Below are 25,448 nucleotides of genomic sequence, written 5' to 3' on the forward strand. Positions count from 1 at the left end.
GGGAAGCACGCGGATGCCACCCATTGGCTGTGCCGGGGGGCTCTGTCTCCGATGGTGCCCTGCTTCCTGGAGACAGTGCATGAACCGCACGCCACAACGGCGCCGCATGACCGCCGTCGCATCCCTGACCCTCGCATCTCTAGTCGCCGTGCTCCTGCCGGCCCTGCCCGCGCACGCGGAAACCCGCGCCGCCGAACCGCCGAAAGCCACCGAAGCCGCCCCCTGGATGCCGGATCGCGCCGCGGTCACCGACCGGATCATCGTGAAGTTCCACGCCGAGCCCGGCCGCAGCGCCGAGGCCCGCACGCAGGCGTACGGGCGCGCGGCCAAGGCCGTGGGCCTGCAGCGCGCGCAGTCGCCGCGAGAACTGCGTGGCACCGGCAACGGCGCGCGGGTGGTAAGGGTGCCGATGGCGGCCGCGGGTCGGAACATCGCCAAGCTTGTGGCCGAACTGGAGGCGGACCCGGCGGTCGCCTACGCGGAACCGGACACCATCATGTACCCCGCGGCCGCCCAACCCAACGACGAGTATTACGGCTACCAATGGAACCTCTGGGACCACGACGCCGGCATCCGCGCCGCCGACGCCTGGACCGCGACGCGCGGCGAGGGCGTGGTGGTGGCCGTCGTCGACACGGGCATCACCCCCCACCCGGACCTGGACGCCAACGTGCTTCCGGGGTATGACATGATCTCCGACGCCGCGAGCTCACGCGACGGGGACGGCCGCGACGCCGACCCGCGGGACGAGGGCGACTGGTACGAGCCCCTCGACTGCGGGTCCTACGACGCCGCCTCCATCTCCTCGTGGCACGGCACGCACGTCGCGGGGATCGTCGCGGCCCGCGCGGGCGACGGCCTCGGCGTCGCCGGCGTCGCCCCCGGGGCCAGCATCCTGCCCGTCCGCGCGCTCGGCGCCTGCGGTGGCTACACCTCGGACATCGCCGACGGGATCACTTGGGCCGCCGGCGGCGACGTGCCCGGCGTCCCGGCCAACGGCACGCCGGCGCGCGTCGTGAACCTGTCCCTCGGCGGCACCGCGACGTGCTCCGCCACGTTCCAGACGGCGATCGACGGCGCCACGGCGGCCGGCGCCGTGGTGGTCGTCGCGGCCGGCAACGAGACCGCCGACGCGTCGACCAGCAGTCCGGCCAACTGCGGCAACGTCATCGCCGTCGCCGCCAGCGGATCCCGCGGGGCGCTGGCCCCGTACTCCAACTTCGGCGCGCTGGTGGACGTCATGGCACCCGGCGGGGACATGGCCCGGTCCGACTTCGGCGGTGTGCTGTCCACGCTGAACGACGGCGACACCGTTCCGGGCGCGCCGGCCCACTACTTCTCCGCGGGCACGTCCATGGCCGCGCCGCACGTCGCGGGCACGGCGGCCCTGATGCTGGCGGCGGCGCCGTCGCTCACCCCCGCCCAGGTCGAAAGCCGCATCAAATCGGCCGCGCGGGCGGTTTCCTGCGCCAGCGGGTGCGGCGCCGGGCGGCTCGACGCGCCGAGGGCCCTGGGCATCGAAGCGACGCTCGGAACGGCGATGCGGCGCGGCACGACGACGGTGTTCGGCATCCCGAGCGTCGGCCGCACGCTGACCGCGCGGCCGGGGACGTGGGAGCCGGCCGACGCCGCGTTTACTTACCAGTGGTACTCCGACGGATTCCTGGTTTCCGGAGCCACGGGACGTCAGTACGTGGCGACCGAGGACGACTTCGGCACCGACATCACCGTGCGGGTCCGGGCCACCAAGACCGGCTACCGGACGCTCACGCAGCGGTCCGCCGACTTCGGGCCGATCCTGTACCCGCTGGCCACCTCGACGCCCACCGTATCGGGGACACGCACGGTCGGCCACACGCTGCGGGCCGTGCCGGGCACGTGGACCACGGGCACCTCCCTCACGTACCAGTGGTACCGGTCCGGCGTGGCGGTTTCCGGAGCGAAATACGCCACCCACCGCCTCACCGCGTCCGACGCCGGCAAGCGGCTTTCGGTGCGCGTCACCGGAAGGAAGACGGATCACACCACGGCGTCGCGCCTGTCCGCCGCCACCACCGCGGTGGCCAAGGGGACGCTGGCGGGGGCCGTGCCGACCATCTCCGGGACGCGCAAGGTGGGCTACGCGCTCAAGGCCGTCCCCGGAACGTGGACCTACCGGACGGCGCTGCGCTACCAGTGGTACCGCTCGGGCGTGGCGATCACCGGCGCGACGTCCCAGTCCTACCGCCTGGCCGGGGCCGACGCGGGCAAGCGGATGGGCGTGCGGGTGACCGGGACCAAGACCGGCTACAACACGCTGTCCCGGTTGTCGGCGGCGACCGCGACGGTGGCCAAGGGGACACTGGTGGGCGCCACCCCCACCGTCTCCGGGACCGCCCGCGTCGGGTACACGCTGAAGGCGGTGCCCGGAACGTGGACGCCCAACACCACCCTGCGCTACCAGTGGTACCGTTCCGGCTACGCGATCCGGGGCGCGACCGGGCAGTCCTACCGGTTGGTCTCGGCGGACCGGTGGCGCACGCTCAAGGTCCGGGTGACCGGCCACAAGTTGGGCTACGTGTCCACCTACAGGACGTCGGCGGCGACCGCCACGGTCCGCTAGCCGCCCCGGCGCAGACCCGTGCCACTGCCGCCGTCACGATTCGGACACACAACGTGACCGCAGTCACAAACTCCAGTATCCTTTCGATGGAAGAACCCGAGGGGGAGCGATTGCGCCACCTCGCCAAGGGTCGCCGTCCTGACCACAGCTAGCGCTGGTTCACCAGCCTGGATCGGGACCAAGCTACCCTTCCACCCACCGCAGGGCCCCCACCCGCGGACCGCCGGTACCGACAACGAGGTCGTTCTCCGGACGGATCCGCGGGCAGGGGCCCGCGTGCTGCCTTCCCCTAGTTCTTCACGTAACCGTTCGGGTTGAGCACGTACTTGGTGGCGGCCCCGGCGTCGAACTCGGCGTAGCCCCGCGGGGCGTCGTCCAGGCCGATCGCCTTCGCGTTGACCGCCTTGGCGATCTGGATCCGGTCGTGCAGGATCGCCATCATCAGCTGGCGGTTGTACTTCATGACCGGGCATTGCCCGGTGGTGAAGGACAGCGACTTCGCCCAGCCCGTGCCCAGCGAGATGGACAGCGAGCCGACCTTGGCCTCCTCCGTGGCCGCTCCCGGGTCCCCGGTGACATAGAGCCCCGGGATACCGAGCGCGCCGCCGGCCGCCGTGATGGACATCAGGGAGTTCAACACGGTCGCGGGCGCCTCCTCCGCCTCCTTGCCGTGCCCGTGGCCGCGGGCCTCGAAGCCCACCGCGTCGACGCCGCAGTCGACCTCCGGCACGCCCAGGAGCTGTTCGATCTGGTCCGCGGGATCGCCGGCGCCGACGTTGATGGTCTCGCAGCCGAACGACCGCGCCTGCGCCAGCCGCTCGTCGTTCATGTCGCCGACGATGACGACGGCGGCGCCCAGCAGTTGCGCGCTGGCCGCGGCGGCGAGGCCCACGGGCCCCGCGCCTGCGACGTAGACGGTGGATCCCACGGTCACGCCGGCGGTGGTGGCCCCGTGGAACCCGGTGGGAAGGATGTCGGAGAGCATGGTCAGGTCCATGATCTTCTCCAGCGCCTGGTCCCGGTCCGGGAACTTCAGCAGGTTCCAGTCCGCATAGGGAACCAGCACGTACTCCGACTGGCCGCCGACCCAGCCGCCCATGTCCACGTAGCCGTACGCGCTGCCCGGGCGGTCCGGGTTCACGTTCAGGCAGATCCCGGTCTTGCGCTCCTTGCAGTTCCGGCACCGTCCGCAGGAGATGTTGAAGGGGACGGAGCAGATGTCGCCGACCTTGATGAATTCGACGTCGGGCCCCACCTCGATCACCTCGCCGGTGATCTCATGGCCCAGGACCAGGTCCACCGGGGCCGTGGTGCGTCCGCGCACCATGTGCTGGTCGGACCCGCAGATGTTGGTGGTGACGGTCTTCAGGATGACCCCGTGGGAAACCTTGCGCCCGATGTTCGCCGGATTCACCCCCGGCCCGTCCTGCAGTTCGAAGGTCGGGTAGGGGGTGTCGATGACCTCGACCTTGCCCGGCCCCTTGTAGGCAACTGCTCTGTTTCCTGCCATGGGATTTCATCCTTCTCTTGTTGTGGGTTGTGTATTGGTGTGTTTCCCGGTCCGCAGTGCGTACCGCGGCTATTTGACGTCGTCGTCGACCCAGTCCAGGGTCTTGGTGACGGCCTTCTTCCACAGGCGGTACTGCCGCTCCCGCTCGTTGGATTCCATCACGGGGCTCCAGCGGTTGCCTTCGCGCCAGTTCGCCACGACGTCCGCCTCGCCGTCCCAGAAGCCGACGGCGATGCCCGCCGCGTAGGCGGCGCCGAGCGCCGTCGTCTCCGCGACCTCCGGCCGCACGACATCGACGTCGAGCAGGTCCGCCTGGAACTGCATGAGCAGCTCGTTGGCGACCATTCCGCCGTCGACCCGCAGTTCGGTGAGGTCGACGCCGGAGTCGGCGTTCATGGCGTCGAGCACCTCCTTGGTCTGGAACGCGGTGGCCTCCAGCGCGGCGCGGGCGATGTGGTTCTTGTTGACGAAGCGCGTCAGCCCGACCAGCGCGCCGCGCGCGTCGGCGCGCCAGTGCGGCGCGAAAAGACCGGAGAACGCCGGCACGAAGTACGCGCCGCCGTTGTCCTCCACCTTGTTGGCGTAGTACTCGATGTCCTGGGACTCCTCGAACAATCCCAGGTTGTCCCGCAGCCACTGCACCAGGGAGCCGGTGACGGCGATCGCCCCCTCCAACGCGTACACCTGCGGGGCGTCCCCGATCTTGTAGCAGACCGTGGTGAGCAGGCCGTTCTTGCTGGCCACCGGCTCGGTGCCGGTGTTGAGCAGCATGAAGTTGCCCGTCCCGTAGGTGTTCTTCGCCGTGCCCTTCTCGAAGCACGCCTGGCCGAACGTGGCCGCCTGCTGGTCGCCGAGGATGCCGGCGATCGGCACGTCCGGGACCATGCCGCGCTTGCGGCCGTGGCCGTACACCTCCGAGGACGATTTGATCTCCGGGAGCATCGAGAGGGGGATGCGCATGTCCGCGGCGATGTCCTCATTCCACGTCAGGGAGTCGATGTTCATCAACATGGTGCGGGACGCGTTGGTGACGTCGGTGACGTGCACGCCGCCGTCGGTGCCGCCGGTCATGTTCCAGAGGACCCACGTGTCCGTGTTGCCGAAGAGCAGGTCCCCGCGCTCGGCCGCCTCGCGGGCGCCCTCCACGTTGTCCAGGATCCACGTGATCTTCGGCCCCGAGAAGTAGGTGGCCAGCGGCAGGCCGACCCGGGACTTGTACTTCTCCGGCCCCTCGTCCCCGCCGAGCTCCTCGACGATCTTCTGGGTGCGCGTGTCCTGCCAGACGATCGCGTTGTAGACCGGCTTGCCCGTGGTCTTGTCCCACACCACGGTGGTCTCGCGTTGGTTGGTGATGCCGACCGCCGCGAGGTCGGTGTGCGGGATGTTGCCGCGGGTCAGGGCGAGGCCCACCGCCTCGCGGACGTTGTTCCAGATCTGCTCCGGGTTGTGCTCCACCCACCCGGCGCGCGGGAAGATCTGGTCGTGCTCCAGCTGTCCGACCGAGTGGATGGTTCCCTCGTGCGTGAAGACGATGGCCCGGGAGCTGGTGGTGCCCTGATCGATCGCGAGGACGTACTTGGTGCTCATGGCGCTTCCTTTTCGCTTGCTGTGCGGGTGCGGGTGGGGGCGGGCATCAGGCGACGCCGGCGGCCAGCAGGCCACCGAGGACGCCGCCGATCAGCGGCCCGACGACGGGGACCCACGAATAGCCCCAGTCGCTGGTGCCCTTGCCCTTGATGGGCAGGAGTGCGTGGACGATGCGCGGGCCGAGGTCGCGGGCGGGGTTGATGGCGTAGCCGGTGGGGCCGCCCAGGCTCAGGCCGATGCCGACGACGAGCATCGCCACGGCCAGGGGGCCGAGCTCGTGCGGCGAGTTGGCGAACTGGAGGATGACGAACACCAGCACAAACGTCCCCAGGATCTCGGTGACGAGGTTCCAGCCGTAGGAGCGGATGGCGGGGCCGGTGGAGAAGACCGCGAGCTTCGTGGCCGGATCGGCGTCCTCGTCGAAGTGCTTCTTATAGGCGAGGTAGGCCAGCGCGGCGCCGACCATGGCCCCGACCAGCTCACCGCTGAAGTACACCAGGGTGTTCACGAGGTTCACCGGGACGCCCTCGGCGAAGTTCTCCTGGCCGTTGGCGATGATCCCGACCGTGACGGCCGGATTCAGGTGCGCCCCAGACCTCCAGGCGCCGAAGACGCCGGCGAAGACGCCGAGTCCCCAGCCGAACGCTATGACGATCCAGCCCCCGTTGAATCCCTTGTTCAGGGGTAGGACGACGTTGGCGACGACGCCCGCGCCGAGCAGGATCAGGAGTCCCGTCCCCATCACCTCGGATAGAAAGATTTGCCATAAGGTGACTTCCATTGTCTCCCTCTCTCGCGGACTTCGTTGTCCGTCCCAGCCCGTGGCGCGGTTGCCGCGGGATCCTGCGTATTAGGTGTCCTTGCCCAGTGACGCGAGCGGCGCGACGTCGGTGGCGTCGAGGCGCACGGACTCGGCCGCGGCGTCGTCGGGCTCCCGTTCGGCCGCGGCCTCTGCCTCGGCGCGCGCGGTGTAGGACGCGACCTCGCCGAGACGAGTCGCCTCGTCCCAGCCCAGCACGCCGGCCAGGATGCCGGCGATCTCCTCCAGGGCGGCCAACCCGCGGTCCGCGACCTCGTAGTTCAGGCGCGTGCGGTGGAGCATCGTGTCCTCGAGGTGGAGCGCGCCCTCGTGGCTGGCCGCGTAGTGGATTTCGGCGCGCAAGTAGGCCGGCGCGTGCTCCAACGGCCTGGCAAGCGAGGCGTCCTGTTCGCAGAGCCCCACGATGTCCGTGATGAGCGAGCCGTAGCGGTGCAGGAGGTGGTCGACCATCGGCGCGGACCAGCCGTGCTCCTTCGCGTACCGGCGACTGAAGTTGCGTTGAACGTCCAGGTTCACGGCGCCGACCAGCGGAACGTTGCTGGTGACGGAGGGGTTGGCCGCGGCCTCCTCGCCCAGGGCGAAGTCCACGGCGTCCTGGGCCATTACGCGGTAGGTGGTCAGCTTCCCGCCCGCCGTGACCGTCAATCCGGGGACCGGCGAGGCCGTGGTGTGCTCGCGGGAGACCTTCGCGGAGGACGTCCCCTCCTTGGTGCCCGGTTGCAGGAGCGGTCGCAGGCCCGCCCACGTGCCGATGATGTCCTCCCGGGTGAGCGGCTTGGCCAACACGGCGTTGGCGTGCTCCAGGACGTAGTCGATGTCCGCGGACGTCGCGACCGGGTGCTGGAGCTCCTGCTCCCAGGGGGTGTCCGTGGTGCCGATCAGCCAGTACCGCGACCATGGGATGACGAACAAGACGCTCTTCTCCGTCTGCAGGATCAGTCCGGCCTCGCCGCGGATGCGCCCGCGCGGGACCACGATGTGGATGCCCTTGGACGCAAGCACCCGCAGCCCGCCGGTGCCGCCCGCGAGTGCCTCCGTCTCCTCCGTCCAGACGCCGGTGGCGTTGATGGTGTTGCGCGCGTGGACGTGGAACGAGTCTCCCCGTTCGAGGTCCTGCAACACAGCGCCGTCGATCCTGCCGGCGTCGTTCCTTGTCATTTCGACGACCTGCGTGCGGCTGGCGGCGTGGGCGCCGTGCGAGGCCGCGGTGCGGATGAGCGTGGAGACCAGCCGGGCGTCGTCGACCGATGCGTCCCAGTAGCGGATGGCGCCGACGGCGGCGTCGTGCCTGAGGTCGGGGAACAGCCGTTCCATGCCGCCGCGCGTGAGGTGGCGGTGGAAGGGGAGTGCGCGCTTGCCCGGGGCGAGGGTCGCGAGGGTGTCGTAGAGGGCGACGCCGGCGCCGACGTACGCGCGCTCCCAGACGCGGTGCTCCAGGGGATAGAGGAAGGAGACGGGGCGGACCAGGTGCGGCGCCAGACGGTTGATGAGCTGGTCGCGTTCGGTGAGCGCCTCGTGGACCAGATGGAAGTCCAGCATCTGCAGGTAGCGCAGGCCGCCATGGACCAGTTTGCTGGAGCGGCTGGAGGTGCCGGCGGCCCAGTCCTGGGCCTCGACAACGCCAGTGCTCAGGCCGCGGGTGACGGCGTCGAGCGCGGTCCCCGCGCCGGTCACCCCGCCGCCTACGACGAGGATGTCGAGCGGGTTGGCCGGGGACGAGGCCCGCATCGCCTCCAGCGCTTCGCCGCGGGCCTCGGGCGTCAGTCGTGAGGAGGGGGCGGGCATCGATGGCGTCCTTCCGGTTTACGCAGAAACACTGTGCTCAACGTCACATTGGACTCCACCCTTGCACAAAGTCTTCCCGGGCGTAAGGGGGGAGGAATGCATGCTTGCCGAGGGCGTGCGCAGGTGTCGCGTCCAAGCGTGGACCGGCGTCTGTCCGCAGTTAATGCCCAAGACGCATCGCGTTGGTGTCGCGGCGGCATCGTTGACCGGTGCGCTGCTCATCCATCCGGCGCATGCGGCTGTTCGCCTCGCCACAATGGCGCGAGCCGTCGGGAAAGACCACGAGAGGGAGTTGTGCCTTGCTGAAAAAAACAGGCTTTCTGACGATGGCGGTTTCGGCCGCCCTGCTCTTGGCCGGCTGCGGCCAGTCCGGCGGCGACGGGGCCGGCGCGGCGGCCGGGGAGGAGGCCGGCGGCACGCTGGTCGTCTCCACGAACTCCAATTCCGAGGGCCGCGGGGAGTGGTTGGAGAAGGCCGCCGAGGAGGCCGGCTTCGACATCCAGATTGTCGGCGCGGGGGGCGCGGACGCCACGAACAAGCTCATCGCCGAGAAGAACAACCCGGTTGCCGACGTCGTCTACGGACTCAACAACGTGTACTTCGAGCAACTCAAGACGGAGGAGGTGCTGGAGCCCTACACGCCCGCATGGTCCGGGGACGTCGACGAAAGCCTCGGCGACCCGGGAGACGAGAAGGCGTACTGGCCGCTCGTGGAGCAGGCGATCGTCCTGTCCTACAACACCGCGGCCATCTCCCCGGAGGAGGCCCCGACGGACTGGCCGGACCTCTGGACGAAGGACGAGTTCAAGACCCGCTACGAGCGGGTCACCGGCATGGGGGGAGCGACCACGCAACTCGTCATGGCCGGCATCCTGTCCCGATACCAGGACCCGAACGGCGATCTCGGCGTCAGCGACGAGGGATGGCTGCAGATCGAGCAGTATTTCCAGAACGGCGTTCCGCAGGTCAAGGACCTGGACCTGTTTGCCCGCTTCGCGGACGGCGAGGTCGACCTGGGACAGATGCCGTCGTCGTCCATCCCCGGGCGCGAGGAGGCGTACGAGGTGGAATCGGGCTCGGTGGCCCCGGAGATCGGGGTTCCGTATGCGATCGAACAGGTCGGCATCATCGCGGGTTCCGACAAGCAGGAGCAGGCCAAGAAGTTCGTGGACTGGTTCGGGAGCGCAGAGGTGCAGGGCCAATGGGCCCAGGAATTCGACTCGCTGCCGGTGAACGAGGCGGCGCTCGAGGAAGCGAAGCCGGAGATCGTGGAGTTCAACGCCCAGTTCGAGCGCCAGGACATCGACTGGACGTTCGTCCAGGAGAACCTGGGGTCCTGGATCGAGAAGATCGAACTCGAATACATGCAGTAGGACCGACCCGGCGCGGGGGTGAACGGCATCGCGCCGTCCGCCCCCGTCCGCCGCACCGCAATCCGCCTCTTCCAACACCGCCCGGAGACACCCCATGATTCGATTCGAGAACATCCAGGTCACCTTCGACTCCTTCACGGCCGTCGAGGACCTCAACCTCCAGGTCGACCCTGGCGAGTTCTTCACCCTCCTCGGCCCCTCCGGCTGCGGCAAGACGACCGCGCTCAGGACACTGGCGGGCTTCGTCGATCCAGCGCGCGGCGACGTCTACGTGGACGGCCGGAAGGTCACCCGCCTGCCCAGCGACAAGCGGCAGGTGGGCATGGTCTTCCAGAACTACGCGCTGTTCCCCTCCATGTCGGTCTGGGAGAACATCGCCTTCGGCCTCAAGGTCCGCCGAACCGCGGCCGACGAGCGGAACGAGCTGGTGGCGGACATGGCCCGGCGCGTGGACCTCTCCGAGGAGCAGCTCGGCAAGAAGGTTTCCGACCTCTCCGGGGGCCAGCAACAGCGCGTCGCCATCGCCCGCGCCCTGGTGCTCAAGCCCAAGATTCTGCTGCTCGACGAGCCGCTGTCCAACCTCGATGCCCAGCTGCGGCACCAATTGCGCGGTGAGCTCAAGGCGTTGCAGTCGGAATTCGGCATCACCACCGTCTACGTCACCCACGACCAGGACGAAGCGCTGACCATGAGCGACCGCATCGCCGTGTTCAACAAGGGCCGTGTGGAACAGATCGGTACGCCCCAGGAAATCTACGATGCGTCCTCGACCGAGTTCGTCTGCAACTTCATCGGCGACAGCTCAACGCTCACCCCGCAACTGATCCACCAACTGAACGGATCGTCCGGGACGGCACTGAACCCCCGGCGGCTGTCGTACCTGCGCGTGGAGAAGGCGGCATTCGAATCGCCGGCAGGCGGGGCGGCGCACGACGACGGGAGCGTCGCCGTCGACGGCCGCATCACCGCGCGGAACTACCACGGCCTCCACAGCCGCTACACGGTGCGCAGCCACGACGCGGACATCAAGGTCATCTTCAGGGAAAGCGGGCATGCGAGTCCGCAAGTGGGCGAATCCGTCCGGGTGAGGATCAATCCGGCGCACGTCCTGCAGTTTGGACACGCTGCGTGAGTGGCGGAGGAAAGCTGCTGCGCTCGCCGTCGGTCCTGGTGACCATGGGGATCCTGCTGTGGTTCACGGCGGCGTTCCTGGTCTGGCCAAACATCAGCCTGCTGACCGAGACGTTCTTCCCGGACGGCAGGTTCTCCGGACGCGCCGTCGAAAAGCTCCTGTCCTCGGAGCGCGCCATGACTTCCCTGGGCAACAGCTTCCTGTTGGCCGTCGTCCTGTCCGTGAGCGTCAACGCCGTCGGCATCTTCGTGGTCTTGGTGACGCAGTACTTCCGGATCGCCGGTTCGAGGGTTCTGTGGCTCGGCTATGCCACCACGTTCATCTACGGCGGCATCGTCCTCGCGGCGGGGTACAAGTTCATCTACGGTGCGGACGGGATCGTCACCAAACTCCTGGCCGCATCGTTCCCGGGCATGGACCGGAATTGGTTCGAGGGGTTCTTCGCCGTCCTGGTCGTGATGACCTTCGCGACCACCACCAACCACATGCTGTTCCTGGGCGCAGCCATCAAGAACGTGGATTTCCAGACCGTGGAGGCGGCCCGGAACATGGGTGCGACTCCGTGGACCATCCTGCGCCGCGTGGTGCTTCCGACGTTGAAGCCGACGCTCTTCGCCGTCACCATCCTCTCCTTCCTGACCGGGCTGGGCGCGCTCAGCGCACCCCAGGTCCTGGGCGGACGGGACTTCGAGACCATCACGCCGATGATCCTGACCTTCGCCAACTCGTCCACGTCCCGGGACATCGCGGCACTGCTCGCCCTCATCCTCGGCGTGGCCACCATCGCCATGCTGGCCGTCATGACGCGGCTGGAACGGGGCGGGACCTACTACTCGGTGGCCAAGGTCGCGGCCCCCCTGCAGAAACAACGGATCGAACACCGGGGCGCGAACATCGCGGTCCACGCGGCGGCCTACCTGCTCTTCGCCGTCTATCTCCTGCCGCTGCTGTTGGTGGTGCTGTATTCGTTCATGGACAGCGCGGCCATCAGCACGGGCGTGCTCTCGGCGGAGCGGTTCACCCTGGAGAACTACGCGCGTGTCCTGACGCAGGACGAGGCGCTGCGGCCGTTCATCGTCAGCATTGTCTACAGCGCGATGGCGGCACTGATCGCCGTGGGCAGCCTGCTGTTCGTCACGCGCATCCTGCAGAAGTACCGGGGGTGGGTGACGGGGACCTTCGAATACCTGCTGCACATTCCGTGGATCCTTCCGGCGGCCATGATCGCGCTGGGGCTGCTCATCACCTACGACAGGCCGAACCCGCTGCTCGGGGGCGCCGTCCTCAGCGGGACCGTGTTGATCCTCCTGGTGGCCTTCGTCATCGTGAAGATCCCGTTCACGCTGCGGATGCTCAAGGCCGCGTTCGCTTCCGTCAACGAATCCATGGAGGACGCGGCCGCCATCATGGGGGCGGGCAGCCTCTACACCTTCCGGCGCATCCTGCTGCCCGCGGTGCTGCCCGCCGCAGCGGCCATCGCCGCCCTGAACTTCAACAGCCTGCTCGATGACTACGACACCGCCGTCTTCCTGGCCCACCCGCTGTATCAGCCGCTGGGACTGCAGATCAAGGCGAACACCGATGGCGGCTCCGGCGTCGACGCCATCGCCAACACGTTTGTGTACACGGTGCTGCTCATGATCGTCATGGGATTGACCATGTACCTCGTCTACGGCCGCGCGGGCCGGGGACCGCGTCGGCGCCGGATGGCCGCACGCGCTGACGTCGGTCCGGCGTTAGCCCCCGCGGGGGAGCCACCCGCTGGCGATTAGGCCCGTGGCGCGTCCAGCAGGATGCCGGCGAAGAACTCCGCCAGCTCCCCGTGCGCGTCCAGCGGCAGCACGTTCGCCACGTACTGGTCCGGGCGGACGACGACGACGGCGCCCCGCGCGCGGTCGATCCCGCGGGCGTCGAAGATGTCCTCGGACGTCGGGTCCGGGGTGAACACCTTCTCGTAGTCGACCAGGCCGAACGGGCCCTTGCGCGGCAGCAGGAACTCCGGCACGTCCGCGACCGAGAGCTCGCGGTGACCCTGCTGCAGCACCGCGCGCACGTCGAAAACCGCATCCGGATCGGCCCCGGCGGGCGTGTGGCGCCGCACCGGCGAGGCAACGCCGTCGGACAGGAAGCGGACGAGGCCGGCGAAGCCGGAATTCTCGGAGGGGGCCGCCGCGTCCCCGAACACGTAGATGCGCCAGCGGCCGTCCGCCTGGGCGACGTGTCCCAGGCCCAGCGGCTTGGCGTCGGCCAGCCGGATTACCGGGGCGGAGTGGAAGCGCTCGCCGACCGGGAAGCCGGACGCCAGGTGCTCGTGGGTGCCCCGTCCGGTGATCATGGACGGGGCGTAGTCGGTGCCGAAGCCCGCGGTGAACCGGCCGCCCTCGGTGAAGATCCGCTGGCGTTCGGCGGCGTCCATTCCGCCGGCGTCAGGGTTCCCCGGGTCCTTCGGCTTCGCGGCCATCGCGGAAGACCAGCGGGTGTCGAAATCGATGAGCTCCTGGGCAATGACCTGCCTCTCCTCGGAGTAGGTGTCCAGCAGGGTCGCCGGGCTGCGGCCCTCCAACACGGCCGCAAGTTTCCAACCGAGGTTGAACCCGTCCTGCATGGACACGTTCATGCCCTGGCCGGCCTTCGCGGAGTGCGTGTGGCAGGCGTCGCCGGCGATGAACACCCGCGGGGACCGCGTGCCACGCTCGGCGGGCAGGACGTCGTCGAACCGGTCCGCGACGCGCTGGCCGACCTCGTAGACGGACCACCACGCGGTGTCCTTGACCTCCAGCGTGTACGGGTGGAGGATCCGCTGGGCGGCCTCGATGATCGAGTCCTGCGTGAAGCGGTTCCGCGCCTCGCGGTCGCCCGGGTCGAGGTCTCCGAGGTCCACGTACAGCCGGACCAGGTAGCCGCCCTCCCGCGGGATGATCAGGATGGAACCGCCGGAGGCCGACTGGATGGCGGATTTCAGCCGGATGTCCGGGAAGTCCGTGACGGCGAGGACGTCCATCACGCCCCACGCGTGGTTGCGCGCGTCCCCGCGCAGCTCGATGCCGAGCGAGGTGCGCACGGCGCTGCGGGCGCCGTCGCACCCCACGGCGTACTTCGCGCGGACGGTGACCTCGGTGTCGTCCGCGACCCGGCGCAGCGTTGCCGTGACCGGGTGGTCGCCGGAGTCCGCGACCTCGAGGCGCTCGAGCTGCAGTCCGTAGTCCGGTTCCAGCCGGCTGGGGGAGCGGCGCATGTGCTCCAGGAGGTAGTCCTGCATCCGCGCCTGGTTCACGATCACGTGCGGGTATTCGGAGAGGCCGTCGGCGACGTCCTGGATCCGTCCGGTGCGCACGATCCCGTCGCCCTCCGGGCCCCAGAACGCCGTCTCGTTGACCCAGTAGGCCTCGCGGACGAGCTTCTCGGCGAGGCCGAACGTGTTGAACATCTCGACGGTGCGGCAGGCGACGCCGTCGGCCTGGCCCTTCGCGAGCGGTCCCTCGCGGCGCTCGATCACCATCGTGGAGATCCCCGGGAACGCCGCCAGCTGGCCCGCGAGGACGACGCCGGCCGGCCCGGTGCCGACGACGAGGACGTCGACCTCCCGGGGAAGCGCGCCGCCGGAGCGGTCACGCCGTCCGGGCTCCGCCGGGGCATCTTCGGGGTCGCCGGGACGGTAGCCGTCTAGGTAGAACTGCATGGTTCTCCTCGGTGGTTTGGGGGTGATCGCTGAAGGAAACCCTAGTGAGGCGGATCACGCGCATGCCAATAGATTCTGCACCACAGAATTCTTGACGGGCGCGCGGTCAGGGTGTTTCGGGCTGGAGGTCCGCGAGAACGGCCGCGCAGGTGGCAAGGAGGTGCGCGACGGCGTCGTCCGCTTGGATGTCCGCGGCGCGGGAGAGCGGCGCGCCGACGGACAGCGCCAACGTGGAGCCGCGCGGCGTTCGGCCGACGACGGCGCCCACGGCCGCGATGTCGGCCTCCGTCCGTCCGAGGTTGACGGCGTAGCCGCGCGCGCGGATGGTGGCGAGCTCGCGCTGGAGCGCTTCGAGTTCCGCGGGCGCGAGGCGGTTGCCGGAGCGCCGGGCGGCGCGGCCGGTGTAGAGGTGGACGACGGCGGCCTCGGGGAGCGACGCGAGGGCCGCCTTGCCGCCGGAGGACGTGTGCGCGGGAAGGACGGTGCCGGTCCGGTCGCCGATGCGGAGCAGTTGCGGACCCTCGGCGCTGGAGAGGAAACGCGCGGTGACGCCGACGCGCTCGACCAGGTTGACGGTCTCGCGCACGGACCGCGCCAGCGCCTCCAGATGGGGGCGGGCCAACGCGACGATCCCGTGCGTCGCGGCCTGAGCCGCGTCGGGGCGCAGGCGTGGGCCGGCGCAGTAGCGGCGCTGCTCGTCCTGGAGCGCGAAGCCGCGGTAGACGAGGGTGGCCATGAGGCGGTGCGCCGTGGAGGGCGCGACGCCGAGTTCGCGCGCGGCCTCGCCGATCCGCACCCAGTCCCGCTCTTGCAGCAAGACGACCAGCCGCAGCGCGCTGTCTACTGACTCGACGGCGTACTGGGGGCGTTTGACGATGGCGGTCTTCTGCACACCAGAATCATACGGGGGAGACGCGACGAAAACCCGCGGAATGGGCGTGTGGCAGGATTCCACCATGGAGAATAAGTCGTCGCCCGTCGAATCGGTGGACCGCGCCCTGACACTGATCCTTCGGATGCGCGACGCGGGGCCGTTGTCGGTGAAGGCGGCGGCCGAACTGCTCGGGGTGGCGCCCTCGACCGCACACCGGCTGCTGACCGCCCTGGCGTTCCGCGGTTTCGCGGCCCAGGACCACGACCGCCAGTACCGGTTGGGGCCCGCGCTATCAGAGCGGACCGCGGAGACTTTTTCCACCCAGCTCATCCGCCAGCACGCGCACGCGGCGCTGCAGGAGCTGCAGGGCAAGGTGGGCGAGACCGTCCAGTTGATGGTCCTGCGCGGCGGGAACATCCAGTTCGTGGACGGGATCGAATCCGGGCGGACGCTGCGCGTGGGGATGCGCGTCGGGGACACGATGCCGGCCTTCGTCTCGGCCGGCGGCAAGGCCATGCTGGCGCGCCTGACCAACACCGAGCTGGAGGACCTCTACCGGTCCGGCATGCCGTCGTGGCCGACCGGCCGGATCGCCAACATCGCGTCCCTGAAACGCAGCATGACCAAGGTGCGCCGCGCCGAGTTCGGCACCAACTTCGAGGAAACCGAACAGGGGGTGGTGGGCTTGGGCGTCAGCGTCAACGACCGCGACGGACGGCCCATCGCGGCGTTGACCACCGCGACGCCCAGCGTCCGGTTCGACCGCTCGGCGATGCCCGAACACGTCGAGGCGCTCCGCCGGGCCGCCACGGCGATCTCCAGCGAACTCCTCGCCGCCGCCCGGTGACCGGACGAAGGCGGGCTACGGCACGCGCCGCCCTACGCGGGCTCGGTGTTCGCTGGCCCTACGCGGGTGCCGCCGCCGGCCGCTCCAGCAGTTCCATGCGCGTGGATCATCCGCCTCCGCGGAGAACCGGTAGGTGGTCCGCATCGGGAATGGCCCCTCCGCGGTCGCCATGCCCGACAGTTCCCCGGCACGTACTCCGTGACCTCGTACGACGGCGAACGCCGCCATCTCGCCGACGGGGCGGTTAATCACGGTGCTGGTGGTGACTTCGACCATGGCGGTTCCTCTCTGGTGTGGTGTTTTTTCGGCGGGGACACGCCCGGCGAACGCGACGAGCCGCTCCAGGCTCCCGGCGGACTCCGGCACGGTTCCACGAACCCGCGGGCTAGTCGCGGGAGGATCGGGTCGCCCCGGGACTGCGCCCGTCAGTCCCGGGAGAGGATCTCGCTGACGCTGCGGACGGTGTCGTCGAGGTCCTCCGGCTTGACCAGCACGCCGGTGTCCAGCGCGCCGCCGGACGTGCCGCCCTGGACCAGCCGCTTGAGCGGGATCTCCAATCGCTTTCCGGTGCGCGTGCGCGGGATGCTGCGCACGAACAACACGTGGTCCGGTACGTGCCGCGGGGACAGTTCCGTGCGTAGGGAGGCGCGGATGGAGCGCTCGAGCTCCACCGTGTCCGTCCCGGGCGCCGCCTCCACGAGCAGGATCAGCCGGCCCATTGCCCCGCCCTGCTCGAAGTGCAGCACGATGCAGTCGGCCACGCCGGGGTGCCCCTCCAACAGCGCGTAGAACTCGGACGTGCCCAGGCGCACGCCGCCGCGGTTGAGCGTCGCGTCCGAACGCCCCGTGATGACCCAGCTGTCGCGCTCGGTGCGGACCAGCCAGTCGCCGTGGCGCCAGACGCCGTCGAACACGTCGAAGTAGCTGGAGCGGTAGCGCTCGCCGTCGGGGTCGCCCCAAAAGAACACCGGCATGGACGGCATCGGCAGTGTGGCCACCAACTCGCCGGGCTCACCGATGACGGGCTGGCCGTCCTGGTCCCAGGACTCGACGGCGACGCCGAGCGGGCGGCAGGACATCTCCCCGGCGTATACGGCGCTTAGCGGGCTACCGCCCAGGAAGGCCGCGCAGATGTCCGTTCCGCCGGAAGTCGGCGCCAGCATCACGTCGCCGACAGCGTTGTAGACCCACCCGGACACGTCCGCGGCGAGCGGGGAGCCCGAGCACTGGATCTCGCGCAGCCGGCTCAGGTCCCACGTCTCGCCCGGCGTCAGCCCGGCGTGCGCGCACGCGGCGAGGTAGGCGGAGCCGGTGCCCAGGTAGGTGGACTCGGTCTCGGCGAGGACGGCCCACTGGGACCATGCGCCGTCGAGCGTCGGCCAGTTCGGGTCCCCGTCCTCCAGCACGACGGCGGCCCCCACCAACAACGAGGACATCCCGAGCGTCCACACCATCCAACCGGTGGTGGAGAACCAGAACGCGGTGTCCGCCTCGTCCATGTCGAAGTGCAGGCCCATGGCCTTGTAGTGCTCCAGCAGCAGGCCGCCGTGTCCGTGGACGATCGCCTTCGGCCGGCCGGTGGTGCCGGAGGAGAACAGGACCGTCAGCGGGTGGTCGAACGGCACCGGCTCGATCACGGCGTCGGCGCAGTCGGCGGTGAACGCGGCGTACGCCTCGGCGCCGGGGGCCGCGGCCTCGACGTCGACGTCGGCGTCCAGATACGGCAGCACGACGGCGGCCATCCCCGGAAGCTCGGCGCGGATCTTCGCGACGTCGTCCAGTTTGTGGATGTCGCGCTTGCCCCAGCGGTAGCCGTCGATCGCGATGATCAGGCTGGGCTCGAGTTGGCCGATCCGGTCCACGGCCGCCTTGGCTCCCATCTCCGGCGGGACGCAACACCAGATGGCGCCGAGGCCGACGGTGGCGAAGTAGGCAGCCACGGTCTGCGGGATGTTGGGCAGGTAGCCGGCCACCCGGTCGCCCGGCTTGATGCCGTGCCGGATCAGTCCCTGCTGGATGCGTTCGATCTCCTCGGTCAGGCGGGCCCCGGTCCAGTCCTCGCTGCCGTTGGTCTGGCTGCGGGACTTGACCATGACGGCGTCGGGGCGGGCGCGCAGGCTGCGCAGGACGTGCTCGGTGAAGTTGATCCGCGCGCCGGGGAACCACTTCGCGCCGGGCATCGTGCGCTCCTCCAGGACGGAGGTGTACGGCGCGTGCGTGATGATCCCGAAGTGGTCCCAGACCTCGGCCCAAAAGTCCTCGAGGTTTTCGACCGACCACTCCCACGCGGCCTCGTAGTCCCCGAAAGTACGGCCGGTCTTGCGTTCGATCCCCTGGAGGAAGCGCCCCATGGAGGAGTCCGACCAGTGCTGCGGCGCGGGGGCGGGCCGCAACAGCGAACCCGGTTTGATGTTGATCATCTCGGTTCCTTAGTTCTTGGCGGTGGGACGCTGGTCTGCGGCGGGGGACGCGGGAGACGCGGCGGCGGCCGGAATATGGAGGCCGAGGAGCCGGGCCGCGTTGCCCTTCATGATCTTGGCGCGGACAGCGTCCTTGATCTCGAGCTTCGCGAAGTCGGCGATCCAGCGGTCCGGCGGGAGCAGCGGGAAGTCGGATCCGAAGAGGACCTTGTCCTGCAGCAGCGTGTTGGCGTACTGGACCAGGTTGGCCGGGAAGTACTTGGGGGACCAGCCGGAGAGGTCGATATACACGTGGTTGTGCCGGGCCGCGACGGCCAGCGCCTCGTCCTGCCAGGGGAAGGAGGGGTGCGCCATGATGATGCGCAGCTCCGGGAAGTCGACGGCGACGTCGTCCAGGGCAAGCGGGTTCGAGTACTTCAGGCGGATGCCCCCGGAGCCGGGCATGCCGGCGCCGATGCCGCTCTGGCCGGTGTGGAACAGGGCCGGGACGCCGAGTTCCTGGATCCGCTCGTATAGCGGGTACGCGGCGGCGTCGTGGGGGAAGAAGGACTGCAGGTTCGGATGGAACTTGAAGCCCCTGACCCCGTGGTCCTCGACGAGGATCCGTGCCTCCTCAAGCGCCGCCTTGCCGCGGGCGGGATCGATGCTGGCGAACGGGATCAGCACGTCGGGGTGGCGCGCGGCCCGTTCGGCGATGTACCGGTTGTCTATCGGCGGGTGTCCCGTGGTGGCCTCGTGGTCCACGGAGAACACGACGGCGGCCATGTTGCGTTCGCGGTAGTGCGCGGCGACGGCGTCGATGCCCAGCGGATCGTGTGAGGCGCCGAAGTGCTTCTGGGCGGCCTCGCGGAACTCGTCCGGCATGTCCGTGTGGCCGTGGTCGTCCGATTCGATGTGCACGTGCACGTCGATGGCGGTCAGGGTGTCGAGGTTGATGGGGCTCATCGTGGTCCTTCGTGGTCGGGACGGGACGGTGCGGGAGGACGTCAGGCGAGGGCGGCCGCGGAGGACGGCGACGGCGTCGTGCGTTCCCCGCGCCTGATCGAGTACCCGAGGGCCACGATGCACAGGGCCGCCGCGGCCAGCGGTGCGGCGAAGAGCGCGAAGATGTTCTGCGGCGCCCAGCCGCCTGAGAGCATATAGCCGACCATGATCGGGGCGACGATCGACACCAAGCGGCCCAGGCCGATCATCCAGCCGACGCCGGTGGCGCGCGCCCGGGCGGTGTAGACGTCCGGCGACGTGGCGTAGAAGCCGGCGATCCCCGCCGTTGTGAGCATGCCGAGCATCAGGGCCAGCACGAGCGCCAGGCCGATCTGCGAGAAGACGAGCGAGAAGACGATGTACGCGGCGGCCGAGCCGACCAGCGCGGCCACCAGTAGCGGGCGGCTGCGGAATCGGATCGCCAGCCCGCTGAAGACGAAGCAGCCCAGGATGCCGCCGGCGTTGGCGACCAGACCGACGGTGACTCCGATGGAGTCGTCGCCCGAAGCGGTCGCCATGATCTTCGGCGTCCAGGTGTTGGCGAAGTAGTAGGCGGCGACGAGGCACGCGTAGCCGGTCCACAGCATCAGGGTGCGGAAGCGCACGGGGTTCGTCAGCACCTCGCGGATCGCGGACTGCTGGTGGCCGGCCGCCTCGGCGGCGGGCAGGGCGTCCAGGGGCGCGTGGCCGATCTTGCCCAGGATTCGGTTGACCTTGGCCAGGGCGCCCTCGGGGCGGCGCGTGACCAGGAAGTCCAGGGACTCCGGCAGCAGGAACCAGGAGACGGCCAGCATGATGACGGTCAGCGCGGCGCCGACGGCGAAGATCGCCTGCCAGCCGTATTGCGGGATCATCGGCGCGGCCACGAGGCCGCCGATGGTGGCGCCGATCGGGTAGCCGGCCGTGTAGATGCCCATGATCGATCCGCGCCGCTTGTTGGAGGAGTATTCGGAGACGAGGACGTTGAGGTTGGCCATCATGCCGCCGACGCCGAGGCCGGTCAGCACGCGGAAGGCCAGCAGCTGGTAGGTGCCCGTGCTGAACACGGACAGGACCATTCCGATGCTGATGACGACCAGGGCGATCAGGGTCAGCCGGCGGCGGCCGATCTTGTCCGCCAGCGGCGTCAGGAAGATGGAGCCCGCGGCCATCCCGAACAGGCTGGCGCTGAGAAGGAAGCCCAGCGTGACGGGGTCGATGGACCATTCCCGCGAGAGGGCCGGAGCCGCGTAGGCCATGACAGCCACGTCGAAGCCGTCAATCATGATCAGGGTCAGGGCGATGGCGACGGCCATCACCTGGAATCGGCTCATGGCCGAACTGCGGATCTGCGTGAGAATGTCCATCGGTGCTTCCTCTAAGAGTGGTGAGGGTTACGCCTCAAGAGTGACCCTAGTCACTGATTTGCCGAGCGACCACATTCCGGCAGCAAATTCCGCAGGAGGGAATCATGGATCCGCCTTGAGTCCCGTCAAATCCGGTGGGATGATAGGTTGGCGAGTCAGTGAAAACCGTACGCTATCGTACCGTTGAGTCCCTGATTCCGCCATAAGGAATTCTAAAAACCCGTGCCGCGGACCCGCGGCACCGCCTGGAGGAATCGGACCATGACACAGCGTGTACTCGTCACCGCAGGAGCCGGCGGAATCGGCCTGGCCATCGCCAAGGCCTTTGTGGCCGGTGGTGCCCGCGTCCACATCGCGGACGTCAACGCGGAGGCCGTCGCCGCGATCACCGCGGAAAACCCGGGCATCACCGGATCCGTCGGCGACATCGCCGATGCCGCCGACCTCGATGTCCTGTTCCGGGACGTGGAGGAGCTACTCGGCGGGCTGGACGTGCTGGTCAACAACGCGGGCATCGCCGGGGCGACCGCCCCCGTGGCCGCCTACCCCCTGGAGGCATGGAACGCCGTCGTCGGACTGAACCTCACCGGCACGTTCCTGGTCACGCAGCGCGCCATTGCGCTGCTCAAGGCCTCCGCCGCCGGTTCCATCCTGGTGATGTCCTCCCTCGCCGGCCGGTTCGGCTACCCGAACCGCTCGGCCTACTCCACCACCAAGTGGGGGCTGGTGGGCTTCGCGAAGACCCTGGCCCTGGAGCTGGGGGAGTTCGGGATCACAGTCAACACCATCCACCCGGGTGCGGTCGACGGACCGCGGTTGGGATCCGTGTTCGCGGGCCGCGCCGAGGCCAACGGAACCACGGTGGAGGAGGAGGCGGCGAAGGCCCTGGACAACCAGTCGGTGCGCCAGTTCATCGACCCGAACGACATCGCCCAGTTGGCGCTCTTCCTCGCCGGCCCGCACGCGCGCACCATCTCGGGGCAGATGTTCCCGATCGATGGCGACTCGAAGCACGCGTAACAGGACTTCCGGAAGCGACCGCCACACACCATGGACACCACACCCTCCGCACGCACCCACGAGCCGCGCGCCGAAACCGACGGCATGGCCCGTCCCGGCCTCTGGCGGGGCCGGGTGGCGATCATCCTGGGCCTGCTGTTCCTCGGGATCGGCCTGCGCTACGCCGTCACCGGACTTTCGCCGCTCCTCACCAGCGTCACCGCCGACCTCGGCATCGGGACGGCGGGAGCCACCTTCATCGGCATGCTGCCGACCCTGAGCTTCGGAATCGGCGGTTTCGCGGCTCCGCTGGTGGTCCGCAGGATTGGCCCCGAGGGAACCGCCCTGGCGGCCGTGGCGCTGGCCGCCACGGGCTCCCTCCTGCGCCCGTTCGCCGCGGACCCGGCGGCGTTCATGGCATTGACGTTCGTCGCACTCCTGGGCATGGGGTTCGGGAACGTGGTCGGCGCGCCACTGGTCAAGAAGCACTTCCCGGACCGGCAGGCTTCGATGGTCACGGTGTTCACCCTCCTGATGCAGGCCGGCGCGACCCTGCCCGCCATGACAGCGGTCCCGGTGGCCGACGGCGCCGGCTGGCAGGTGTCGTTGGCCTCCTGGGGCGCCCTGTCCCTGGTGGCGATCATGCCGTGGACGCTGGCGCTCCTCAAGGAACGACGCCGCCGCGCCGGCACCGCGGGCGAGGCGGCGGCATCGCCGTCGTCCGGCGCGAACCTGGGGCTGGGCGTGCTGGTCACGAGCCCCGTCGCACTGGGAACGGCGTTGTTCTACGCCATGGCGTCGCTGAACATCTACGCCATGCTGGCCTGGATGCCGACGATCATGCAGCAGGGTCTCGGCCTGGACAAGGCGGGGGCCGCCACGGCCTTCTCCGTATACACCTTCATGACGCTGCCCATGGCCGTGCTCACGCCGCTGCTGGCCAACCGCATGCGCAACCCGGCCCCGCTGGCTATCGCGCTGGCGGCAGCCGGACCGGTGGGCTACCTCGGCATGATTTCCGGCATCGGGCCGCTGTGGCTCGCAGCCCTGGTGGCGGGCCTCGCGGGCGGCGCGTTCCCCTTGGCGATCGCCATGTTCAACCTGCGCAGCCGCACGCCGGCCGGCTCCGCCGCGGTCGCGGGGTTTGCCATGGGCGTCGGCTACCTGTTCGGAACGCTGGGGCCGCTGTTGGGCGGCTGGCTGTTCTCCACCACCGGCGGTTGGACGGTGCCGCTGTGGGTCTACGTGGCGACGTTCCTGCCCATGGCCGCGGGCGGCGTGATGATGAGCCGTCCGGACCGCTACGTCGAGGACGCGTCCGGCGCATAGGTCCGACGCGCGGCGTCACGCGAGCCGTCCGCCGGTGCCGCCCGCCTGTCAAGCCACGCGGGGTCGCTGCCGCGGACGCCGGAACTCATCGCGGCCAACGCCGCGCGCACCATTGCGGAGGACGTGTTCACGCTGGAACGGACCCCCGAGTTCGAGGGGCTGCTCACCGGCGCCGTGGTGGACCTCGTCCAATGCCAGAAGGGCCTCGGGATCACCATTCCCGGGGACGGCGAGTACGGCAAGGCCATGTCCAACGCGGTGGACTACGGGGCGCGGTGGACGTGCAGCTTCCACCGCACCGCCGGGCTGGAACTGAACGAGTTCAACCCGATCCTGTCCGAGGCGGTGCGCAGCGAGCCGGGTTACATCCGGCTGACGTCCTCCGCCGACCGGCGCGACTGCGTCCGGTTCGCCGAGGCCTACCGGGATGCCGAAAGCGGAATCCAGATCGGCAGGAACGGCACCGCCTTCCAGTCCGCGACCGGACCGATCTCCACGTCTGCTGGGGATCGTGGCACGGCCCGCACACCACGGACATCGAGTTCCGCGACATCGTGGGCCTGGTGCTCGGCATCAACGCGGGCTCCTATTCGTTCGAGGCAGGGAACGTCCGCCACGAGCACGAGTGGAACATCTGGCCGGACACGGCACTGCCCGCCGGCAAGATCCTGGTCCCCGGCATCGTCTCCCAAGCGACGAACGCCGTCGAGCGCCCGGAACTCGTGGCGCAGCGCATCGAGCGCTCCGGCGCGACCGTCTAGCGCGACCGTCTAGTTCGGCGCGGTGCGCTCGGCGGACGCCGCAATGAACCGCAGGGCAGGTACGGCGAGGGAGGCTCCGACGACGTCGGGGGTCAGCTTGTTGCCCCGGACGACGAAGGAGTGGTCGCCGCCCTCGGTCCATTCGACCATCGCGTTCGCTCCGATGCGCTCGGCGACCGGGTCCAGTTCCTCCGGTTGGGCGAAGGTGTCGCGGGTGCCCTGCAGGAAGAGCATCGGAAGGGCCAGCCCGTAGAGGTGGGCGTCGCGGGGCTTCTCCGGCTTGCCCGGCGCGTGGAGCGGGTACCCGAGGAAGACCAGTCCGGCGGCCGGCATGCCCTCGGCGACGGCCATCGACGCCATGCGTCCGCCGAACGATTTCCCGGCGGCCCACACGGGCTCGTTCTCCGCGCGGGACACCGCCGCGTCCATGGCCTCCCGCCACGCGGCGATGGCCAGCGGCGGCCGGTCCGGGAAGCTCCGGCCCGCCTCGCGGTACGGGAAGTTGAAGCGCAGGGTGGCGACGCCGCCGTCGTTCAGCGCCTCGGTGAAACCCGTCAGGAACGGGTGTTCCATCCCGGCGCCGGCGCCGTGCGCCACCACCACGGCCGCGGACGGGTTCCGGGGACGCGCATAGGCGGCCGAGACCGGGGTTCCGTCGATATCCAGGGCAAACTCTTCGCGGTGCGGTCGCATGCGTCCAATCTACGGCGGTTCAGCCGGGGGACAAGACGGGGATCCCGGCGACGAGACTCCAGGCGATCGCGATCATCACGGCCGCGACGACGGCGTCCAGGACGCGCCAGGCGACGGGCCGGGCGAACAGGCCCCGGAGCGCGCGCGCCCCGTAGCCGACGACGACGAACCAGACCACGCTCGCGACGACCGCCCCGGCCGCGAACACCCACCGGGCCGCACCGTGCGTCGACGCCACCGAACCGAGCAGCACCACCGTGTCCAGATAGACGTGCGGATTGAGCCACGTCAGCGCCAGACAGGTCAGCAGGGCCGTCATCCACGAGGCGCGCCCGACGGTGCCGTCCGCGCCCGCCGCATCGCCCTCCACCGTGAGCGCGGCCGGACGGAACGCCCGGACCAGCGCCAGCGCGGCGTAGCCGAGCAGGAACACGGCCCCGCAGATGCGCGCCGCGGTCATCGCCCACGGGGCGGCCTCCACGAGCGCGCCCATGCCCGCGGTCCCCGCCAGGATGAGGGCGGCGTCGGACAGGATGCAGACCGCGACGACGGTCCCCACATGGCGGCGCAGGATTCCCTGACGCAGGACGAAGGCGTTTTGGGCGCCGATGGCGGCGATCAGGGAGATCCCGGTTCCGAACCCGGGCAACGCTGAGGAGAGGAAAGGCATGGATCGACCGTACGGTCGCGGTTCCTATGAAGTCCAG

At 69.6% G+C, this 25,448-nt stretch carries 19 protein-coding genes; 8 read left to right on the forward strand and 11 right to left on the reverse strand.

Annotated elements, in window-relative coordinates:
* Positions 1–79: 79 nt before the first annotated feature.
* A complete protein-coding gene (locus AC0QSG_RS14185) occupies positions 80–2,602 on the forward strand; it encodes a S8 family serine peptidase (protein ID WP_475375882.1) in 2,523 nt (840 codons plus the stop codon).
* Positions 2,603–2,891: 289 nt separating this feature from the next.
* On the opposite strand, the gene fdhA is transcribed toward AC0QSG_RS14185, so the two are convergent.
* The 4 genes from fdhA to AC0QSG_RS14205 form a co-directional block, all read right to left on the reverse strand.
* Positions 2,892–4,112, reverse strand: coding sequence for a formaldehyde dehydrogenase, glutathione-independent (gene fdhA, locus AC0QSG_RS14190; RefSeq protein ID WP_435728628.1), 1,221 nt, complete (start codon positions 4,110–4,112; stop codon positions 2,892–2,894).
* 69 nt (positions 4,113–4,181) lie between these two features.
* Positions 4,182–5,699 (reverse strand): glycerol kinase GlpK, encoded by a 1,518-nt coding sequence (glpK, locus tag AC0QSG_RS14195; RefSeq protein WP_435728629.1) that lies wholly within the window; start codon positions 5,697–5,699, stop codon positions 4,182–4,184.
* Positions 5,700–5,745: 46 nt separating this feature from the next.
* Positions 5,746–6,480, reverse strand: a complete 735-nt coding sequence (locus tag AC0QSG_RS14200; protein WP_435728630.1) for an MIP/aquaporin family protein — start codon at positions 6,478–6,480, stop codon at positions 5,746–5,748.
* A gap of 69 nt (positions 6,481–6,549) precedes the next feature.
* Positions 6,550–8,304: a glycerol-3-phosphate dehydrogenase/oxidase gene (locus AC0QSG_RS14205; RefSeq protein WP_475375883.1), complete on the reverse strand. Its 1,755-nt coding sequence runs from the start codon at positions 8,302–8,304 to the stop codon at positions 6,550–6,552.
* A gap of 326 nt (positions 8,305–8,630) precedes the next feature.
* On the opposite strand from AC0QSG_RS14205, the gene AC0QSG_RS14210 reads away from it, so the two are divergent.
* From AC0QSG_RS14210 to AC0QSG_RS14220, 3 genes are all read left to right on the forward strand, one after another.
* Positions 8,631–9,677 carry an extracellular solute-binding protein gene (locus AC0QSG_RS14210; RefSeq protein WP_475375884.1) on the forward strand — a complete coding sequence of 349 codons (1,047 nt, stop codon included), beginning with the start codon at positions 8,631–8,633 and terminating at the stop codon, positions 9,675–9,677.
* Positions 9,678–9,771: 94 nt separating this feature from the next.
* On the forward strand, positions 9,772–10,809 hold the full coding sequence (locus AC0QSG_RS14215) for an ABC transporter ATP-binding protein (protein ID WP_435728633.1): 1,038 nt from the start codon (positions 9,772–9,774) through the stop codon (positions 10,807–10,809).
* A gap of 44 nt (positions 10,810–10,853) precedes the next feature.
* Positions 10,854–12,581: an ABC transporter permease gene (locus tag AC0QSG_RS14220; RefSeq protein WP_475377321.1), complete on the forward strand. Its 1,728-nt coding sequence runs from the start codon at positions 10,854–10,856 to the stop codon at positions 12,579–12,581.
* Here the strand turns inward: AC0QSG_RS14220 and AC0QSG_RS14225 are convergent.
* Together AC0QSG_RS14225 and AC0QSG_RS14230 are read right to left on the reverse strand one after the other, a co-directional pair.
* Positions 12,578–14,488 (reverse strand): FAD-binding monooxygenase, encoded by a 1,911-nt coding sequence (locus AC0QSG_RS14225; RefSeq protein ID WP_475375885.1) that lies wholly within the window; start codon positions 14,486–14,488, stop codon positions 12,578–12,580. The two genes, AC0QSG_RS14220 and AC0QSG_RS14225, sit on opposite strands and share 4 nt — an antisense overlap.
* Before the next feature lie 106 nt (positions 14,489–14,594).
* Positions 14,595–15,380 carry an IclR family transcriptional regulator gene (locus AC0QSG_RS14230; protein WP_475375886.1) on the reverse strand — a complete coding sequence of 262 codons (786 nt, stop codon included), beginning with the start codon at positions 15,378–15,380 and terminating at the stop codon, positions 14,595–14,597.
* A 64-nt stretch (positions 15,381–15,444) separates the two neighbouring features.
* Between AC0QSG_RS14230 and AC0QSG_RS14235 the strand changes: the two genes are divergently transcribed.
* Positions 15,445–16,209 (forward strand): IclR family transcriptional regulator, encoded by a 765-nt coding sequence (locus AC0QSG_RS14235; protein ID WP_475375887.1) that lies wholly within the window; start codon positions 15,445–15,447, stop codon positions 16,207–16,209.
* Between the two features lie 425 nt (positions 16,210–16,634).
* On the opposite strand, the gene AC0QSG_RS14240 is transcribed toward AC0QSG_RS14235, so the two are convergent.
* The 3 genes from AC0QSG_RS14240 to AC0QSG_RS14250 are packed head-to-tail and all read right to left on the reverse strand — an operon-like array spanning position 16,635 to position 20,959.
* Positions 16,635–18,629, reverse strand: coding sequence for an acetoacetate--CoA ligase (locus tag AC0QSG_RS14240; protein ID WP_475375888.1), 1,995 nt, complete (start codon positions 18,627–18,629; stop codon positions 16,635–16,637).
* A 9-nt stretch (positions 18,630–18,638) separates the two neighbouring features.
* Positions 18,639–19,574, reverse strand: a complete 936-nt coding sequence (locus AC0QSG_RS14245; protein WP_475375889.1) for an amidohydrolase family protein — start codon at positions 19,572–19,574, stop codon at positions 18,639–18,641.
* Between the two features lie 41 nt (positions 19,575–19,615).
* The gene (locus tag AC0QSG_RS14250; RefSeq protein ID WP_475375890.1) at positions 19,616–20,959 is read right to left on the reverse strand and encodes an aromatic acid/H+ symport family MFS transporter; all 1,344 of its coding nucleotides are present in this window, start codon (positions 20,957–20,959) and stop codon (positions 19,616–19,618) included.
* Between the two features lie 261 nt (positions 20,960–21,220).
* Between AC0QSG_RS14250 and AC0QSG_RS14255 the strand changes: the two genes are divergently transcribed.
* The 3 genes from AC0QSG_RS14255 to AC0QSG_RS14265 all read left to right on the forward strand — a co-directional run bounded on the left by AC0QSG_RS14255 (position 21,221) and on the right by AC0QSG_RS14265 (position 24,048).
* Complete coding sequence (locus AC0QSG_RS14255) at positions 21,221–21,979, forward strand: SDR family oxidoreductase (RefSeq protein ID WP_475375891.1); 759 nt, start codon at positions 21,221–21,223, stop codon at positions 21,977–21,979.
* A gap of 30 nt (positions 21,980–22,009) precedes the next feature.
* Positions 22,010–23,287: an MFS transporter gene (locus tag AC0QSG_RS14260; protein ID WP_475375892.1), complete on the forward strand. Its 1,278-nt coding sequence runs from the start codon at positions 22,010–22,012 to the stop codon at positions 23,285–23,287.
* Positions 23,288–23,841: 554 nt separating this feature from the next.
* Positions 23,842–24,048 (forward strand): hypothetical protein, encoded by a 207-nt coding sequence (locus AC0QSG_RS14265; RefSeq protein ID WP_475375893.1) that lies wholly within the window; start codon positions 23,842–23,844, stop codon positions 24,046–24,048.
* A gap of 9 nt (positions 24,049–24,057) precedes the next feature.
* On the opposite strand, the gene AC0QSG_RS14270 is transcribed toward AC0QSG_RS14265, so the two are convergent.
* On the reverse strand, positions 24,058–24,741 hold the full coding sequence (locus tag AC0QSG_RS14270; RefSeq protein ID WP_475375894.1) for an alpha/beta hydrolase family protein: 684 nt from the start codon (positions 24,739–24,741) through the stop codon (positions 24,058–24,060).
* A 19-nt stretch (positions 24,742–24,760) separates the two neighbouring features.
* Positions 24,761–25,411, reverse strand: coding sequence for a LysE/ArgO family amino acid transporter (locus AC0QSG_RS14275; RefSeq protein ID WP_475375895.1), 651 nt, complete (start codon positions 25,409–25,411; stop codon positions 24,761–24,763).
* Positions 25,412–25,448: the final 37 nt, after the last annotated feature.

The organism is Arthrobacter sp. LT660, assembly GCF_056172845.1.